The organism is Mycobacterium sp. UNC410CL29Cvi84, assembly GCF_000686745.1.
GTDB lineage: Bacteria > Actinomycetota > Actinomycetes > Mycobacteriales > Mycobacteriaceae > Mycobacterium > Mycobacterium mucogenicum_B.
Map to the genome: position 1 here is coordinate 227,184 of NZ_JMLM01000009.1, position 16,799 is coordinate 243,982.

At 67.7% G+C, this 16,799-nt stretch carries 15 protein-coding genes; 9 read left to right on the forward strand and 6 right to left on the reverse strand.

Annotation, left to right across the window (positions count from 1 at the left end; translation table 11 throughout):
- Positions 1-37: 37 nt before the first annotated feature.
- The 7 genes from trpB to BR47_RS0114625 all read left to right on the forward strand — a co-directional run bounded on the left by trpB (position 38) and on the right by BR47_RS0114625 (position 7,845).
- Entirely contained in the window at positions 38-1,309 is a 1,272-nt protein-coding gene (gene trpB / locus BR47_RS0114595; RefSeq protein WP_029119973.1) for a tryptophan synthase subunit beta, read from the forward strand.
- A complete protein-coding gene (gene trpA, locus BR47_RS0114600; RefSeq protein WP_029119974.1) occupies positions 1,306-2,097 on the forward strand; it encodes a tryptophan synthase subunit alpha in 792 nt (263 codons plus the stop codon). The genes trpB and trpA overlap by 4 nt, the downstream gene beginning before the upstream one ends.
- The gene (lgt, locus tag BR47_RS0114605) at positions 2,094-3,932 is read left to right on the forward strand and encodes a prolipoprotein diacylglyceryl transferase (RefSeq protein ID WP_029119975.1); all 1,839 of its coding nucleotides are present in this window, start codon (positions 2,094-2,096) and stop codon (positions 3,930-3,932) included. The genes trpA and lgt overlap by 4 nt, the downstream gene beginning before the upstream one ends.
- A 322-nt stretch (positions 3,933-4,254) precedes the next feature.
- Positions 4,255-4,875 (forward strand): TetR/AcrR family transcriptional regulator, encoded by a 621-nt coding sequence (locus BR47_RS0114610; protein ID WP_064986752.1) that lies wholly within the window; start codon positions 4,255-4,257, stop codon positions 4,873-4,875.
- 167 nt (positions 4,876-5,042) lie between these two features.
- On the forward strand, positions 5,043-5,441 hold the full coding sequence (locus tag BR47_RS0114615) for a DUF2752 domain-containing protein (protein ID WP_029119976.1): 399 nt from the start codon (positions 5,043-5,045) through the stop codon (positions 5,439-5,441).
- A gap of 111 nt (positions 5,442-5,552) precedes the next feature.
- A complete protein-coding gene (pyk, locus tag BR47_RS0114620) occupies positions 5,553-6,971 on the forward strand; it encodes a pyruvate kinase (protein ID WP_029105636.1) in 1,419 nt (472 codons plus the stop codon).
- 13 nt (positions 6,972-6,984) lie between these two features.
- Positions 6,985-7,845, forward strand: a complete 861-nt coding sequence (locus tag BR47_RS0114625) for an acyl-CoA thioesterase II (RefSeq protein ID WP_020103249.1) — start codon at positions 6,985-6,987, stop codon at positions 7,843-7,845.
- Positions 7,846-7,872: 27 nt separating this feature from the next.
- Here BR47_RS0114625 and BR47_RS0114630 read toward each other — a convergent pair whose 3' ends face one another.
- The 6 genes from BR47_RS0114630 to BR47_RS30555 form a co-directional block, all read right to left on the reverse strand.
- Positions 7,873-8,325 carry a DUF4190 domain-containing protein gene (locus BR47_RS0114630; protein ID WP_029119977.1) on the reverse strand — a complete coding sequence of 151 codons (453 nt, stop codon included), beginning with the start codon at positions 8,323-8,325 and terminating at the stop codon, positions 7,873-7,875.
- Complete coding sequence (locus BR47_RS0114635; RefSeq protein ID WP_029119978.1) at positions 8,322-9,848, reverse strand: ATP-binding cassette domain-containing protein; 1,527 nt, start codon at positions 9,846-9,848, stop codon at positions 8,322-8,324. The genes BR47_RS0114630 and BR47_RS0114635 overlap by 4 nt, the downstream gene beginning before the upstream one ends.
- Positions 9,835-11,454 carry a thiol reductant ABC exporter subunit CydD gene (gene cydD / locus BR47_RS0114640; RefSeq protein WP_036427327.1) on the reverse strand — a complete coding sequence of 540 codons (1,620 nt, stop codon included), beginning with the start codon at positions 11,452-11,454 and terminating at the stop codon, positions 9,835-9,837. Before cydD ends, BR47_RS0114635 begins: the two co-directional genes overlap by 14 nt.
- A 23-nt stretch (positions 11,455-11,477) precedes the next feature.
- Positions 11,478-12,533 carry a cytochrome d ubiquinol oxidase subunit II gene (gene cydB / locus BR47_RS0114645; protein ID WP_029119980.1) on the reverse strand — a complete coding sequence of 352 codons (1,056 nt, stop codon included), beginning with the start codon at positions 12,531-12,533 and terminating at the stop codon, positions 11,478-11,480.
- A 12-nt stretch (positions 12,534-12,545) separates the two neighbouring features.
- Complete coding sequence (locus BR47_RS0114650) at positions 12,546-13,994, reverse strand: cytochrome ubiquinol oxidase subunit I (protein ID WP_020103254.1); 1,449 nt, start codon at positions 13,992-13,994, stop codon at positions 12,546-12,548.
- Between the two features lie 143 nt (positions 13,995-14,137).
- Positions 14,138-14,743 carry an HdeD family acid-resistance protein gene (locus BR47_RS30555; RefSeq protein ID WP_502685825.1) on the reverse strand — a complete coding sequence of 202 codons (606 nt, stop codon included), beginning with the start codon at positions 14,741-14,743 and terminating at the stop codon, positions 14,138-14,140.
- 203 nt (positions 14,744-14,946) lie between these two features.
- Between BR47_RS30555 and BR47_RS0114660 the strand changes: the two genes are divergently transcribed.
- Complete coding sequence (locus tag BR47_RS0114660) at positions 14,947-15,858, forward strand: ABC transporter substrate-binding protein (RefSeq protein WP_029119981.1); 912 nt, start codon at positions 14,947-14,949, stop codon at positions 15,856-15,858.
- Positions 15,842-16,795 carry an amino acid ABC transporter permease gene (locus BR47_RS0114665; RefSeq protein ID WP_051634797.1) on the forward strand — a complete coding sequence of 318 codons (954 nt, stop codon included), beginning with the start codon at positions 15,842-15,844 and terminating at the stop codon, positions 16,793-16,795. Before BR47_RS0114660 ends, BR47_RS0114665 begins: the two co-directional genes overlap by 17 nt.
- The last annotated feature ends 4 nt before the right edge of the window (positions 16,796-16,799 follow it).

Here is a 16,799-nt window from a genome sequence, read left to right on the forward strand (position 1 = left end):
TTGCGGGCTCCTGCGCGAAGAAGCAGCCCGAGTTCTCATGTCTGATCACACAGGTACTGAATTGCCGCGGATGAGCGCGGCGGTCGCCGAAGCCACGAGCCACGACCCCGACGCCAAGGGGCACTTCGGTGCCTACGGCGGCCGGCTGGTACCCGAGGCCCTGATGGCGGTCATCGAGGAAGTCACCGCGGCCTACGACAAGGTCCGCACCGACCAGACCTTCCTCGACGAGCTCGACCGGCTGCAGCAGCACTACACCGGCCGGCCGTCGCCGCTCTACGAAGCGACGCGACTGTCCGAACATGCCGGCGGTGCGCGACTCTTCCTCAAACGAGAAGACCTGAACCACACCGGTTCTCACAAGATCAACAACGTGCTCGGGCAGGCTCTGCTGGCCAAGCGCATGGGCAAGACCCGCGTCATCGCCGAGACGGGCGCCGGCCAGCACGGCGTCGCCACCGCGACGGCCTGCGCGCTGCTCGGCCTGGAGTGCGTCGTCTACATGGGTGCGGTCGACACCGCACGGCAGGCGCTGAACGTGGCCCGGATGCGGCTGCTCGGCGGCACCGTGGTGTCGGTCGAGGCCGGTTCGGCGACCCTCAAGGACGCCATCAACGAAGCCTTCCGCGACTGGGTCACCAACGCGGACGACACCTACTACTGCTTCGGCACCGCGGCCGGGCCGCACCCGTTCCCCGTCATGGTGCGCGACTTCCAGCGCGTCATCGGCATGGAGGCGCGGGTCCAGGTGCAGCAGCAGGCCGGCCGGCTGCCCGACGCGGTGACGGCGTGCGTCGGCGGCGGATCGAACGCCATCGGCGTCTTCCACGCCTTCATCGACGATCCGGGGGTGCGCCTGGTCGGTTTCGAAGCGGCCGGCGACGGCGTCGAAACCGGAAGGCACGCAGCTACATTCACCGGCGGGTCGCCGGGTGCGTTCCAGGGCTCGTTCTCCTACCTGCTGCAGGACGAGGATGGCCAGACCATCGAATCGCATTCCATCTCAGCTGGTTTGGACTACCCGGGCGTCGGTCCCGAACATGCCTTCCTCAAGGACATCGGCCGCGCCGAGTACCGGCCGGTCACCGACACCGAGGCCATGGAAGCGTTCGGGCTTCTGTGCCGCACCGAGGGCATCATCCCGGCCATCGAGTCGGCGCACGCGGTGGCGGGCGCGTTGAAGCTGGGTAGCGAGCTGGGCCCGGGTTCGGTGATCGTGGTGAACCTGTCCGGCCGCGGCGACAAGGACGTCGAGACCGCCGCGAAATGGTTCGGTCTACTGGAGGGTGAGACTGGGGAAGCGTCATGAGCCGACTGGCTGGATTGTTCGAATCGTGCCGGGCCGAAGGGCGTTCGGCGCTGATCGGGTACCTGCCGACCGGCTACCCGGACGTGCAGACGTCCATCGACGCGATGGTCGCGATGACCGAATCCGGTTGCGACATCATCGAAGTCGGCGTCGCGTACTCCGATCCGGGCATGGACGGCCCGGTCATCGCCGCCGCCACCAACACCGCTCTGCAGAACGGGGTTCGGGTCCGTGACGCGTTGAAGGCCGTCGAGGCCATCAGCAACGCCGGCGGGCACGCCGTCGTCATGACCTACTGGAATCCGGTGTTGCGCTGGGGCGTCGACGCTTTCGCGCGTGACCTGGCGTCGGCAGGCGGGCTCGGGCTCATCACGCCCGACCTCATCCCCGACGAGGCCGACGAATGGTTCGGCGTCTCCGACGCCCACAACCTGGACCGCATCTTCCTGGTGGCGCCGTCGTCGACCCCGGAGCGGCTGGCCGCCACAGTGCAGGCCTCGCGCGGGTTCGTCTACGCCGCGTCGACCATGGGCGTGACCGGTGCGCGCGACGCCGTGTCGAACATGGCGCCGGAACTGGTGTCGCGGGTGCGTGCCGTGTCGGACATCCCGGTGGGTGTCGGCCTCGGTGTGCGCTCGCGCGAACAGGCAGCCGAGATCGCCGCCTACGCCGACGGCGTCATCGTCGGCTCGGCGCTCGTGTCGGCGCTGGGTGACGGCGGCATCCCCGCGGTACGCGCTTTGTCCGAAGAACTGGCCCACGGAGTACGACAGAAAGTTTCCGCGTGACCACATCGTTGCTGGCATACATCCCGAGTCCGGCCCAGGGCGTCTGGCACTTGGGGCCAGTACCGATCCGGGCCTACGCGCTCTGCATCATCACCGGCATCATCGCCGCGCTGATCATCGGCGATCGCCGATGGGTCGCGCGCGGTGGTGAACCGGGCGTCATCTATGACATCGCGCTGTGGGCGGTGCCGTTCGGCCTCGTCGGTGGTCGCCTGTACCACCTGATGACCGACTGGCGCACCTACTTCGCCGAGGGCGGCGCGGGCTTCGCCGGTGCCGTCCGGATCTGGGACGGCGGCCTCGGTATCTGGGGTGCGGTCGCGCTCGGTGGCGTCGGCGCCTGGATCGGCTGCCGCAGGCACGGAATTCCGCTGCCCGCGTTCGGTGACGCCATCGCACCCGGCATCATCCTGGCCCAGGCCATCGGCCGGCTCGGCAACTACTTCAACCAGGAGCTGTACGGCCGGCCGACCGACCTGCCCTGGGGCCTCCAGATCTTCCAGCGCAGTGACGGTTCCGGCGTCGTGAACCCGCATCTGCTCAACGGCGTCTCGACCGGGCAGGTCTATGAGGTCGTACACCCGACGTTCCTCTACGAATTGCTGTGGAACCTCCTGGTTTTCTTCATCCTCCTGTGGGCCGACCGCCGCTTCAAGCTGGGTCACGGCCGGCTGTTCGCGCTGTACGTCGCCGCCTACTGCGTCGGCCGCTTCGGCGTCGAGCTGATGCGCAGCGACACCGCGACGCTGATCGCCGGTATCCGCGTCAACTCCTTCACCTCGACGTTCGTGTTCATCGGTGCCGTCGTCTACATGATGGTGGCGCCGCGGGGCCGTGAGGATCCGTCGACGCTCGGTGGCCGGCAGGCCGAAGAAGCCGACGAAGAGGCCGACTCCGAGGGCGCCCTGTTGGCCGTGCCCGTTGCTGTCGCAGCCGGCGCCGCTGCCGCTTCGGACGGCGATGCCGACGTCGCTGACGAGGCCGACGCCGTCGAGACCCAATCCGACGAAACCGTGGCGCTCGCCGAGCAGGCCGGCGACGCCGAGGGCGCGGTCGAGGAATCCGTCGACGAATCCGCCGACGAGTCAGTCGATTCCGAGGCAGTCGAGGCAGCAGACGAGTCCGACTCCGAGGCCGAAGAACTGGATGCCGAAGAGCCCGAGACCGCGGAGGCGGAAGCCGAGGCTGCTGACGCCGAAGACGTTGAGGCGGAGATCGCCGAAGGCGACGACAGCGCTGATGTTGGGGATGCCGCGGAGGCTGAAGCTGTCGGGGTGGCCGAGGAGTCCGAGGAAGCAACGGATTCCGAGGGTGCGGAGGTCGAGGCCGATGAGTCCGACGTCGATGCTGATGACGCCGAAGAAGCCGAAGCTGTCGAGGTAGCCGAGGAGTCCGAGGGGACAACGGAATCCGACGAGGTGGCTGACGAGGCCGCCGCGGAGACTGAGGTCGCCGACGGTGACGACAGCGCTGATGTTGAGGATGCCGCGGAAGCTGAAGCCGTCGAGGAGTCCGAGGAAGTAACGGATTCCGAAGCTGAAGACGCTGACGAAGCCGCCGCGGAGACTGATGTCGTCGACGGCGACGACAGTGCTGATGCCGAGGACGCAGCGGAGGAGTCCGAGGAAGCAACGGATTCCGAGGCCGAAGACGCTGACGAAGCCGAAGACGCCGACGACAGCACCGACGAAACTGCCGATGAAGCCGACGCCGACTCTGAGCCGGCTGAAGAAGCTGCGCCGAAGGCCGCAGTCACCGAAAAGGTTGAGCCCGTTGGGGTTCCCGTGTGGGAGCCGCCCGCCCCGCGCCGTCGTTGGTGGCGCCGTCAGGGCTGAGCCAAGCCTGCAGGGCCGCGAATGTGCGGCCAGATCGCGGATCTGGCGCCGAGGACGCACTGTGCGCACGCTCGGCGACCCTCGCTGTTGACCCTGAACTGAGGGCGCAAAAGTGCGAGTGGCGAACGCCGTCAGCGCAGAGTCAACGCGGCCGGGCGGCCCCTCGCCGTTGACCCTGAACTGAGGGCGCAAAACCCACTTCGTAGGCGCAGGGCCACCGCGACCTCACATCCACCCCGGGGCAAAAGTGCGCACAAGCTGCACATTCATGCGAACGGTATGTTCCGCAGTCGCCGGTCGTTATCGGTTGTGCGGTGGTTGGATGTCTCCTGTGGATGACATAGCCGACGGAGCGCAGTTGCAGCAGTCTCGGCAGGACCGCATCCTCAATGCGGCGCTGACGGTGTTTGCGCAGCGGGGCACGTCCGATGCGACGTTGCAGATGGTGGCTGATACCGCGGGCGTGTCAGTGGGGTTGGTGCAGCACCATTTCGGCACCAAGGACGGTTTGATCAAGGCCGTCGACGACGTGGCGATGAAACTCATCAGCTCGACCATGTTCGCCGCGCTAGAAAGCCCCGGCCCGGATTCGGTTGCCGCGATCGGCAGGGCGGTGCATGGCCTGCTCACCGACCACCTGGTGGTCATGGACTATCTGGGCCGGGCGGTGGCTTCTGAAACACCAAGCGGCATAGCGATATTCGACGCGATGGCGCGGATCGGCATCGACCGGTGGCAGCGCATGGTCGACAGCGGGGACGCGGCCGAGGGGCTCGACGTGGTCTGGGCCGGGCTGAATCCGTTGGTCCTGACGCTGGGCTCGATCATCTTGCGCCGACATCTCGACCGGCACCTGCAGGCGTCGTTCACTTCTGATCCCGAGCTGGCCAGGTGGGAAGAGTCCGTCAACGAGCTGATCCGGCACGGCCAGTTGCGCCAATAACCCTCGCCTACGTTTGCCCGAACCGTTACAATACGGCAATATTGTCGCTGGGTTCGCGCGGCGGACGTCGGTGTCGAGGGGTCACCGACGTTCGCACTTGCACATCGCACGTACCAATTCCCTGTTCAGTCCGCGGCGAGCGAGCCCCCACCGGGCATCATGGACTGATGACGTCAGCCGCCAGGGTCGCGCGTGTGGCGGGAGCGGCCGGCACCGGGGCCGCGGCGGCGGCCGCCCTCACGTACATCGGCGTCGCCGACCCGCACCGCCCCGGATTCGGGTTTCCGCCGTGCCCATTCAAGGCTCTGACCGGCTGGAACTGTCCGCTGTGCGGCGGGCTGCGCATGACGCACGACGTGCTGCACGGTGACTTCTCGGCTGCCGTCGTCGACAACGTCTTCGCGCTCGTGGGATTGCCGCTGCTGACCGTCTGGCTCGTGGTGTGCTGGCGACGCCGCCTGTCGGTGGCGCCACCGCTGGTGACGGCTCTGGTGGCGATGCTGGTGTGGACGGTGATCCGTAATCTGCCGGGCTTCCCTCTGGTGCCGACGTTCACCCAGCCGTAGCGCGCTGAGCTGCGGACACCGCCCAGCAACTCGCTGTTCGGCTGATGTTCGAGGCGCCGACGGCGCTCCCGACGGGCCGTTATCTGAATCGATCCACTATGCTCATGCACCGTGAATAGGCGCGGAAAAATCGTCTGTACCCTGGGCCCGGCTACGTCTACCGACGCGACCGTACTGGCGCTGGTGGAAGCTGGGATGGATGTGGCGCGGCTGAATTTCAGCCATGGTGCCCACGCCGATCATGAGACGGCGTACAAGCGCGTGCGGGCGGCGTCCGACACCGCCGGCCGCGCGGTCGGCATTCTCGCCGACCTGCAGGGCCCCAAGATTCGGCTCGGTCGCTTCGCCGACGGTCCCACCGAGTGGCACACCGGCGAAACGGTGCGGATCACCGTCGACGACTGCGAAGGCAGCCACGATCGCGTGTCGACCACCTACAAGCAGCTGGCCGAGGACGCCCGCGCCGGTGACCGCCTGCTCGTCGACGACGGCAAGGTCGGCCTGGTGGTCGACAAGATCGACGGCAACGACGTCGTCTGCACCGTCACCGAGGGCGGGCCGGTCAGCAACAACAAAGGCCTGTCGCTGCCCGGGATGAACGTGTCCGTTCCGGCGTTGTCCGAGAAGGACATCGAAGACCTGAAGTTCGCCTTGAAGCTCGGCGTCGACCTGATCGCGCTGTCGTTCGTCCGGTCGCCGGCCGACATCGAACTCGTGCACGAGGTGATGGACTCGGTGGGGCGCCGGGTGCCGGTGATCGCCAAGCTGGAGAAGCCCGAAGCCGTCGACAATCTCGAGGCCATCGTGCTGGCCTTCGACGCGATCATGGTCGCCCGTGGTGACCTGGGCGTCGAGCTGCCGCTCGAGGAAGTGCCGCTGGTGCAGAAGCGCGCCATCCAGATGGCCAGGGAGAACGCCAAACCCGTCATCGTGGCGACCCAGATGCTGGAGTCGATGATCGAGAACTCCCGGCCCACCCGGGCCGAGGCCTCGGACGTCGCGAACGCGATTCTCGACGGCGCCGACGCCGTCATGCTCTCCGGTGAGACCTCGGTCGGCAAGCATGCGCTGGAGGCCGTGCGGACCATGGCGCGCATCGTGAAAGCTGTCGAGGCGAACTCCACGGACGCGCCGCCGTTGACACACGTGCCGCGCACCAAACGTGGCGTCATCTCCTACGCGGCCCGCGACATCGGCGAGCGGCTGGACGCCAAGGCGCTGGTCGCCTTCACCCAGTCGGGCGACACCGTGCGCCGGCTGTCCCGCCTGCACACGCCGCTGCCGCTGCTGGCCTTCACTGACCTGCCCGAGGTGCGCAGCCAGCTGGCACTGACCTGGGGGACCGAGACGTTCATCGTCCCGAAGATGGAAAGCACCGACGGCATGATCCAGGAGGTCGACAAGGCGCTACTGGAGCTGGACCGCTACAAGCGCGGTGACCTGGTGGTCATCGTCGCGGGTGCGCCTCCGGGCACAGTAGGCTCGACCAACCTGATCCACGTGCACCGGATCGGGGAGGAAGATCACTAACCGGGAGCGACGCGTGACGACTGCTGATTTCGAGGAACTGCTCAAGGTTCTCGACGTCACCCAGGTCGATGACGACACCTTCACCGGTGGTCATCCGAGCCGGAACCCGGTCCGTACCTTCGGTGGCCAGATGATGGCGCAGGCCTTCGTCGCCGCCAGCCGCACCGTGCCGCCGAAGCTGCCGCCGACGACGCTGTCGACCCACTTCATCGCCGGTGGCGATCCGGAGCGCGACCTGGAGTTCAAGGTGGTCCGGCTGCGCGACGAACGTCGCTTCGCGAACCGCCGCGTCGACGTCATGCAGGGCGACACCCTGCTGGCGACGGCACTGGTGTCGCACCTGGCCGGCGGGCGCAGTCTCGAGCACTCGGTCAAGGCCCCGGTGGTGCCGGATCCGTTGTCGCTGCCCACGATTGACGACCTGCTGAAGGGCTACGAGGAGACCGTTCCGCTGTTCGTCGAGGCGCTCAAGCCCATCGAATGGCGCTACACCAACGACCCGGCCTGGGTGATGCGGGACAAGGGCGGCAAGCTCGACCACAACCGCGTGTGGCTCAAGACCATGGGTGCCATGCCCGACGATCCGGTGCTGCACGCCGCGGCACTGGTCTATTCGTCGGACACGACGCTGCTGGACTCGATCATCACCACCCACGGCCTGTCGTGGGGTCACGACCGGATTTTCGCGGTCACCATGAACCACACCGTCTGGTTCCACCGGCCCATCAAGTTCGACGAGTGGGTGCTGTATTCGACGACGTCACCGGTGGCCGCCGATTCCCGGGGCCTGGCGTCCGGCCATTTCTTCGACCGCGCCGGCCAGGTGCTGGCGACGGTGACCCAGGAAGGCATCGTCAAACACTTTCCGGGCTAAGGCTTTTGGTATGTCACGGGGCCCGGCTCAGCCGACCGTGACACCGAACTCCTTCTCGATGCGGCCGCGGAAATCCTGGACGCAGGTGTTCTGTGCGTTCTGGTCCTGCCCGGCGCGTGTCATGCAGTCGGTGTAGTCACCGAACCCGACCTGGCGGTAGAAGCCGATCGCGACGAAGACGAACACGACGGCCAGCACGGTCGCCAGCGCGCCGAGCACGATGCCCGCACCGGCCACCACGCCGTTGTCGGCGAGGCCCTGCTTGACCCGGCCGCGGCCGAGGACGCCGCACGCCACGGCGCCCAATCCGAACAGCAGTCCACCGACCACCGACCACGAGGTCAGCAGTCCCACGATGCCCAGAACCAGTGCGGCGGTTCCCATGCCGTTGCGCGGCGCCGACGTGTATGCCCCGTATCCCTGGTTGGCGTACGGCGGCGGTGGCGGCGGGGGATACCCACCACCGGGATACATGCTCATGACTGCGCAGGGTACCCGTCTTTGCTGAGGTCCAGGTTCAGCACCGTGCAGTGCAGGCTCGGCGGCAGGTGGTGCGTGGCCACCACGACCGCCCGGTCGGCGCCGAACAATGCGCCGGGAGTGAGGAGTTCGGCGAGCAGGCGGTGGCTGTCCGCCGCGTCGAGATGCTCGGTGGGTTCATCGAGGAGCACGACGGGGAAGTCGGTCAGCAGGGCACGGGCGAGCAGCAGGCGGCGCCGCTGTCCGGCGGAGACGGCGGCAGCGCCGCCGATCAGCAGGGTCGACAACCCGTCCGGCAGCGTCGCCAGCCAGGGGCCCAGGCCGACCTTTGCCAGCGCGGCGATGAGCTCGTCGTCGGTGGCGTCGCCCCGGGCCACCAGGAGGTTGTCCCGCAGCGTGGTGTCGAACAGGTGCGCATCCTCGGCGAAAAACCCTGCCGGTGAATCGGTTTCGCGCAGGCGATCGGCGGTGGACAGCAGCAGCGTCGTCTTGCCCCGACCGCTGGCGCCCAATACGGCAATCCGTTCGCCGGGTACGACCTGCAGCGGCGGGACGGCCACGAGGGCGCGGTCGTCGGGGTGCTCGGCCAGCATGCCGGTGAGCCGCGTGATGGCGATACGGGCCCGCGTCAACTGCACGGCCGCGGCGGGCAGCGCGCCGGTCGCTTCGAACGCCGACAGCGGCAGCAGCATGAGGATCGCCAATGTCGTGGGTGCGACCGCCGACGTGAGCGAGATGGCGGCGAGGATCGCGGCGATGGCGCTGGCACCGGTGGCCAGAATCGGAACCGCGGCGGCGATGGCGGCGGGCCGGGCGGCGCGGTCGGCGGCGTCGCCCCAGCGGCGGTGGTCCGCGGTGGCTTGCGCGATGACACCGCTGAGGCGGCCGGCTACGGCCAGTTCGGCGGCATGGTCGAGTGCCAGCATGACGGCGGCGTCACGGTCCGAATGGTGTGCTGCGGCAAGACGTTCGGTGGCTTCCGCGGCGCGGGCCGCCTGCCATGGCGCCCAGACTCCGGCTACCACCAGTCCGGCGGTCAGGGCGAGCGCGGCAGCGGGGGAGATGACGGCGATGACGATCACCGCGGCGGTCGACAGCACCGTCGCCACGGCGGCGGGCAGCACGGCGCGCACCAGGGTGTCGGCCAGGTCGTCGACGGAAGCGCCTGCGCGCGAAACCAATTCGCCGCTGCTCAGGCGCAGCACCGTCGCCGGCGGGGCGGCCGACAGCCGCCGGTACAGCTCGGTGCGGGCCCGGCCGGCGGCGCGCAGCGCCACGTCGTGCGATGCCAGGCGTTCGCAGTAGCCCAGCACGCCACGGGAAATGCCGAACAGCCGGACGGCCACCACCGCGACCGTCAACTCCAGGATCGGCGGCTGCTCCCAGGCCCGGGTGATCAGCCACGCCGACACCCCGGCCAGGGCGAGGGCGCTGCCGAGCGCCGCGGACCCGAGGAAGACGGCCAGCGCCAGGCGGGGAAGCCGGGGCCGGAGCAGGTCGACCGCGAATCTAACTGTGGACACGGGACGCACCTCCCACCCGGACGATCTCGTCACCGATGGCCAGCACGGTGGCCCGGTGTCCGACGACGATGACGGTCGCGCCGGCCTCGGCACGGGCCCGGATCGTTTGGAGGACCTGGAGTTCCAGCTCGGCGTTCAGATGTGAGGTCGGTTCGTCGAGCAGCAGCACCGGAGTGGGCCGGCCGAGTACGCGCGCCAGTGCCAGCCGCTGCCGCTGGCCCAGCGACAGCCCGGAGCCGCCGCGGCCCAGCACGGTGTCCAGTCCGGCGGGCAGGGTGGCCAGAACCTCGTCGAATCCCGCTGCACGGCAGGCGCCGTCGAGATCGGGCAGCGGGCCGAGCAATTCCAGGTTCTCGCGCACGGTGCCCGGGACGAGCACGGGCCGTTGCGGCAGCCAGCCGATCTGTTGCCACCAGTGCTGCCGGTCCAGCGCTCCGACCTCGACGCGGAGCTCGCCGTCGCCGAGAGACACCCGGCCGGCGTCGGGCGTCGTCAGCCCCAGAATCGCTTGCAGCGCTGTGCTTTTTCCGCTGCCATTGGGTCCGGTCAGGACAGTCACCGAGCCGGGCTCGGCCCGCAACGTCAGATTGTGCGGAGCCGGGCCATCCCGGCCCTCGATGCTGACCTGTTTCAGGTCGATGGTCGGCCGTGCGCCGATCCGGGCGGTGCCGGACTCGGGTTGCCCGGCGTTCTCCAGCAGCCGGTAGGCCTGCTCGAAGGCGACCTTGCCGTCTTGGGCGGCATGAAATTCGACGCCGACGCGGCGCAGCGGCCAGAACACCTCGGGTGCCAGGAGCAGCACCGTCAGCGCGACCGGCAGGGTGACGCCGCCGCTGACCAGGCGCAGACCGACGCCGACGGCGACCAGCGCCACCCCGAGTGTCGCCAGTAATTCCAGGACGAGCGCCGACAGGAACGCGATCCGCAGCGTGGCCAGGGCCGAACGCCGGTGTGCGTCGGACAGTTCGGTGATGCGCGGCGCGGCGCCCTCGGCGCGGTTCAGGGCACGCAGCGTGGGGATGCCCGCGATCAGGTCGAGCAGACGCGACTGCAGCGTGGCCATGGCGGCGAGTGCGGCCGCCGACCGCTCGGTGGTCATGACACCGACCAGCACCATGAACAGCGGGATGAGCGGCAGCGCGATCAGCACGACGATCGCGGATTTCACGTCGTACCAGGCGATCACGATGACGGCCGCCGGGGTCAGCAGCACGGACATGACGACCGCGGGCAGGTAGCGGGTGAAGTACGGTCGCAGCCCGTCCAGCCCGCGGGTCAGCAGGATCGCGGCCTCGTCGTGCACGGCCTGTCGACGCTGCGGCGGCAGCGCGGTGACGGCGGTGAGCACCTGCGCGTCGAGATCGGCGATCATGGCGGTGGCGCCGTGCTGACTGAGCCTGGCCTGCCACCACTGGGCGCCGGCACGCAGCGACCAGAGTGCGGCGAGCGCCAGCAGTTGGGGTACCCAGTGCGATAGTGGCGCGCCGGTGGTGATGACCCCCGCCACCACCTGCGCGGTGAGCACTGCCGCGGCGAGCGCCGCGCCGGTGATGACGACCCCGCTGCCGACCGTGGCCGCCAGATGCCGCCGCAGGCCGGCGGTCATGCGGGGGTTGGTCGACGAACGGGTCAGTGCAGCCCGCCGTTTCGGGTCAGACCGATGGAGGCCGGGATCTGCTCGGCCGAAATCCGTTGCCGGAACACCCAGTACGACCATGCCTGGTAGCCGATCACCAACGGCGTGAACACCAGAGCGGCCCAGGTCATCACCTTCAGGGTGTAGGGCGACGACGACGCGTTGTGGATCGTCAGGCTCCATGCCGGATTGAGGGTCGAGGGAATGAGATTCGGGTACAGGCAGCTGAACAGGAGCGCGACCACCGCGACGACGACGACGGCCGTCGCGGCGAACGCCCACCCGTCGGCGCGGCGCGTCCACACCAGGCGGACTGCCGAAAGCTGTGCCACGACAGCGATTCCCAGCGCGATCCAGGTCACGTCGTTGCCGTAGGCCACCTGGGTCCAGATGCCGAATCCGGCGACGATCAGGGTCACCGGGACGGTGAGTCGGGTGGCGAAGCGGCGCGCGTCGTCGTGCACGGCCCCTTGGGTTTTCAGCGTGACGAACACCGCGCCGTGGAACGCGAAGAGGCTCGCCGTGGCGAGGCCGCCGAGTATCGAGTACGGGTTGAGGACGTCACCGAAGGACAGCTGAATCTGATGGTGGGCGTCGACGGGGAGGCCGCGCAGGATGGAGGCGAACGCCACGCCCCACAGCACGGCGGGCAGCCACGATCCCAGGGCGATGCCGATATCGGCCCACCGGCGCCACTGCGGGTCGTCGATCTTGCCGCGCCATTCGATGGCGCAGACCCGGACGATCATGCCGACGAGGATCGCGAGCAGCGGCAGGTAGAGGCCCGAGAACAGCGTGGCGTACATGCCGGGGAATGCCGCGAACATGGATCCGCCGGCGGTGAGCAGCCAGACTTCGTTGCCGTCCCATACGGGACCGATGGTGTTGAGCGCGACGCGGCGGTGCCGTTCGGCGTCGGCCTCGTCACCGCCGGCGGCGCGGCCGAAGAACTCCATGAGCATGCCGACGCCGAAGTCGAAGCCCTCCAGGACGAAGAAGCCCACGAAGAGCACGGCCAGGATGATGAACCACAGATGCTGGAGTGTCATGGCTGCCCCTTCCTAGTACGCGAACGACAGTGGGGCGACGTCGTCGCTGTCGGGTGGGGTCGGTGGTGTCGGTTCGGCGTCGTGTTCCTGGGGCCCTTCGAGCGTGTAGCGGCGGATGAGCCAGAACCAGACGACGGCGAGCGCCGCATACAGCGCGGTGAAGGTGAGCAACGAGATCCACACCGTGCCTGCGCTGTGCGCCGACACGCCCTGCCGGATGGTCAGGTGCAGGTTGGGGTCACCGGTCGGGTTGGCGGCGACCACCCAGGGCTGGCGGCCCATCTCGGTGAAGACCCAGCCGGCGCTGTTGGCCAGGAACGGCATGGGCAGCGTCACGAGCGCGAACAAGCTCAACCAGCGTTGCGTGGGAATGCGGCCCTTGCGTGTCAACCACAGCGTGGTGAGCGCGAAAAGCCCAGGGAACGCGAGCAATCCGATCATCATGCGGAAGGACCAGTAGGTCACGAACAGGTTGGGCCGGTAGTCACCCGGACCGTATTTGGCCTCGTAGGCCTTCTGCAGGTCCTGCACGCCCTCGAGTCGGACGCCCTCGAACTTGCTCTCGGCGAGGAACGGCAGTACGTACGGCACCTCGATGACGTGCACGACGCTGTCGCAGTTGTTGTGGGTACCGATGGTCAGGACCGAGAAATCGGGATCGGTTTGGGTGTGGCACAACGATTCTGCCGAGGCCATCTTCATGGGCTGCTGGACGAACATCAGCTTGCCCTGGGCGTCGCCGGTGAGCGTGAGCGAGGCGGCGGCGACCAGCGCGACCCAGCAGCCCAGCACGGCGGCGGGGCGGAACATGGTGCGCGATTCCTCGGTGTTGCCACTGCGCACCATCCACCAGGCGCTGATCGCCGCGACGAACGTGGAGGCCGTCAGGATGGCGCCGCCGACTGTGTGCGTGAACGCCGCGATGCCGGTGTTGTTGGTCAGCAGCTCCCAGATGCTGGTCAGCTCCGCCCGGCCGGTCTCCGGGTTGTAGTGCGCGCCAACGGGATGCTGCATGAACGAGTTGGCCGAGATGATGAAGAACGCCGACGCGTTCACCCCGAACGCGACGATCCAGATACACGCCAGGTGCACCAGGCGGGGCAGCTTGGTCCAGCCGAAGATCCACAGGCCGATGAAGGTGGATTCGAAGAAGAACGCCGCCAGGCCCTCCAGCGCCAGCGGTGCGCCGAACACGTCGCCGACGAATCGTGAGTACTCACTCCAGTTCATCCCGAACTGGAATTCCTGCACGATGCCCGTGGCCACGCCGAGGGCGAAGTTGATCAGGAACAGCTTGCCGAAGAACTTGGTCAGCCGGTACCAGGCCGGATTGCCCGTCACCACCCAGATGGTCTGCATGACGGCCAGCAGCGGCGCGAGGCCGATGGTCAGCGGGACCAGGATGAAGTGGTAGACGGTGGTGATCCCGAACTGCCACCTCGATACGTCCAGTGCGTCCATGGGGCCTTCCCCGAGCCGGAGGGATTGGTCTACGACTTACTGTAGTAGTTCATCCGGTCGGTGGTCCAGACCCGCCGAACAGCGAATTGTGTGGCCAGGCGCACACGTGCGCCCGGCCACACAACTGCAGACGGTCGGTGGACTCAGGCGTTGGTCGCCGCCTCGTGGATGGCCTTGTCAACGGCCTTGGCGCCCTTGCGGATTCCGAACGCGGTGATCACTTCGGCGACGCCGGTGACCACCAGCCAGATGCCCGTCACCAGCGCCAGCGTGCCGATCGACTCGATCGGCGAACCCAGGACGACGAAACCGGCGATCAGGCTGATGATGCCGAGGAAGATGTTCCACCCGCGGGCGGGCAGCCCCGGATCGCTGATCGCCGACACCGTGGTGGCCACACCGCGGAAGATGAAGCCGATGCCGATCCAGATGGCCAGCAGCAGCACAGCATCGCCGATATGACGGAAGGCCAGCACCGCGAGCACCAGAGATGCCGCGCCACTGATGAAGGCCAGTACGCGTCCGCCCGCGGTGATGTGCAGGCTGAAGGCGAACACCACCTGGCCGATACCGGTGACGAGCAGATAGGCCCCGAAGAAGATCGCTGCCACCGCGACCGAGATGCCCGGCTGGGCCAACACGGCGGCGCCCAGTACCACGGAGATCAAGCCGGCGATGAGCTCGGTTTTCCACAGATGCTGCAACAGACTTGGCGGAGTTTGCGTGGTCATTGACGCAGTCTCACATATTTGACGGAGGCTGCGCAGAGTTCGGACAACACTGTTTTTCGGTGGTTCTAGATGTGGACAACTGGCGATTGGGCTGCTTGGCGACCACCGTGCCATTAAGGTGCTCTCCAACGCAGCACGCCGACCGATGCGCGCTGGCGGGGTGTCATGGCAGCTGTGGCTGGGGCAGAGTTGAGCACGAAGGAAGAGGCAACGTGTCAGGTGTGAGTCAGACCCGTCGGGGCACGGCGTGGCGCATTGCGGTGGTGGTGGCGGCCAGTGGCGCGTTGGCGCTGTCGGGGTGCACGAAGAACACCGAATCCAGCTCGCCCGCATCGAGTTCGTCGGCGGCTCCCGCCGCCAAGGTGGAGTCCATCGCCAACACGGTGCCGGAGGCCATCAAGTCCAGCGGCAAGCTGATCGTCGGCGTCAACATCCCGTATGCGCCCAACGAGTACAAGGACCCGAGCGGCAAGGTCGTCGGATTCGACGTCGACCTGATGAACGCCATCGCGCAGACGCTGGGTCTGACCGCCGACTACCGCGAAGAATCGGACTTCTCGAAGATCATCCCGGCGATCCAGGCCGGCACCTACAACGTCGGTATGTCGTCCTTCACCGACAGCAAGCAGCGTGAGCAGCAGGTCGACTTCGTCACCTACTTCTCGGCCGGCAGCCTGTGGGCGCAGCGCGCAGGTGACCACGTCGACCCCAACAACGCCTGTGGCAAGAAGGTCGCCGTCGAGTCGACCACGGTGCAGGACACCGAGGAACTGCCCGCCAAGTCCAAGACGTGCACCGACGCCGGTAAGCCGCCCATCGACGTGGTGAAGTTCGACAACCAGGACCAGGCCGCCAACGCCGTTGTCGTCGGCCAGGCCGACGCCATGTCCGCGGACTCGCCCGTGACGCTGTGGGCGATCAAGCAGGCGGGCGGCAAGCTCGTGCAGGCCGGCGAGGTGTTCGATTCAGCGCCCTACGGGTGGCCGGTGAAGAAGGGCTCGCCGTTGGCACAGTCGCTGCTGCAGGCATTGCAGCACCTGATCGACAACGGCACGTACAAGCAGATCGCGACCAATTGGGGCGTGCAGGCCGGAATGATCGACAAGCCGGTCATCAATGGGGCCACCAGCTGACGTGACGGCTGCTGAGTCAGCGGCGGACCCGAGCGGTCCCGCCGCCATCCACGCGGTACCACTGCGACATCCCTGGCGGTGGGTCGGGGCCTTCGCGATCATCGCTGTCGCCGGGCTGTTCCTCTACGGAGCCGCGACCAACCCCGCGTACGGCTGGGACACCTATCTCAAGTACCTGCTCGACGTGCGGGTGGCCGAGGCGGCGTGGAACACCGTGCAGCTCACCATCTATGCGATGGCGATCGGCTTGGTGCTCGGCGTCGTCCTGGCCGTGATGCGGTTGTCGCCGAACCCGGTGTTCCGTGCGGTCGCGTGGGGCTACCTGTGGATTTTCCGCGGTACTCCGGTGTACGTGCAGCTGGTGTTCTGGGGCCTGTTTCCGTCGATCTACCAGAACATCCAGATCGGGGTGCCGTTCGGTCCGTCGTTGTTCCACATCCAGCTGCAGGGACTGTCGCTGGCGTTCGAGATGGCCTTCATCGGCCTGGGCCTCAACGAAGCCGCCTACATGGCCGAAATCATCCGTGCCGGAATCATTTCCGTCCCGGAGGGGCAGACCGAGGCGTCGGTCGCTCTCGGCATGTCGTGGTGGATGACCATGCGGCGCACCGTTCTCCCGCAGGCGATGCGGGTCATCGTGCCGCCGACCGGCAACGAGCTGATCAGCATGCTGAAAACCACGTCGCTGGTCACGGCCGTGCCGTACACGCTCGAGCTGTACACCCGCACCCGGGACATCTCCGCGGTGATCTTCCAGCCCATCCCGCTGCTGCTGGTCGCCGCGACCTGGTACCTGGTCATCACCAGCGTGCTGATGGTCGGACAGTTCTACCTGGAGCGGTACTTCTCGCGGGGTGCGTCGCGCAAGCTGACGACCAAACAGCTCGAGGCCCTTGCCCTGGCGCAGATGGGCGACCACGGGGGTGTGCCCGCATGACCCC

Excerpts from the sequence above, each read along its gene's own strand:
- trpB (WP_029119973.1), top strand. The coding sequence starts at position 38 with ATGTCTGATCACACAGGTACTGAATTGCCGCGGATGAGCGCGGCGGTC.
- trpA (WP_029119974.1), top strand. The coding sequence starts at position 1,306 with ATGAGCCGACTGGCTGGATTGTTCGAATCGTGCCGGGCCGAAGGGCGT.
- BR47_RS0114610 (WP_064986752.1), top strand. The coding sequence starts at position 4,255 with ATGTCTCCTGTGGATGACATAGCCGACGGAGCGCAGTTGCAGCAGTCT.
- BR47_RS0114615 (WP_029119976.1), top strand. The coding sequence starts at position 5,043 with ATGACGTCAGCCGCCAGGGTCGCGCGTGTGGCGGGAGCGGCCGGCACC.
- BR47_RS0114630 (WP_029119977.1), bottom strand. The coding sequence starts at position 8,325 with ATGAGCATGTATCCCGGTGGTGGGTATCCCCCGCCGCCACCGCCGCCG.
- cydD (WP_036427327.1), bottom strand. The coding sequence starts at position 11,454 with ATGACCGCCGGCCTGCGGCGGCATCTGGCGGCCACGGTCGGCAGCGGG.
- cydB (WP_029119980.1), bottom strand. The coding sequence starts at position 12,533 with ATGACACTCCAGCATCTGTGGTTCATCATCCTGGCCGTGCTCTTCGTG.
- BR47_RS0114650 (WP_020103254.1), bottom strand. The coding sequence starts at position 13,994 with ATGGACGCACTGGACGTATCGAGGTGGCAGTTCGGGATCACCACCGTC.
- BR47_RS0114665 (WP_051634797.1), top strand. The coding sequence starts at position 15,842 with ATGGGGCCACCAGCTGACGTGACGGCTGCTGAGTCAGCGGCGGACCCG.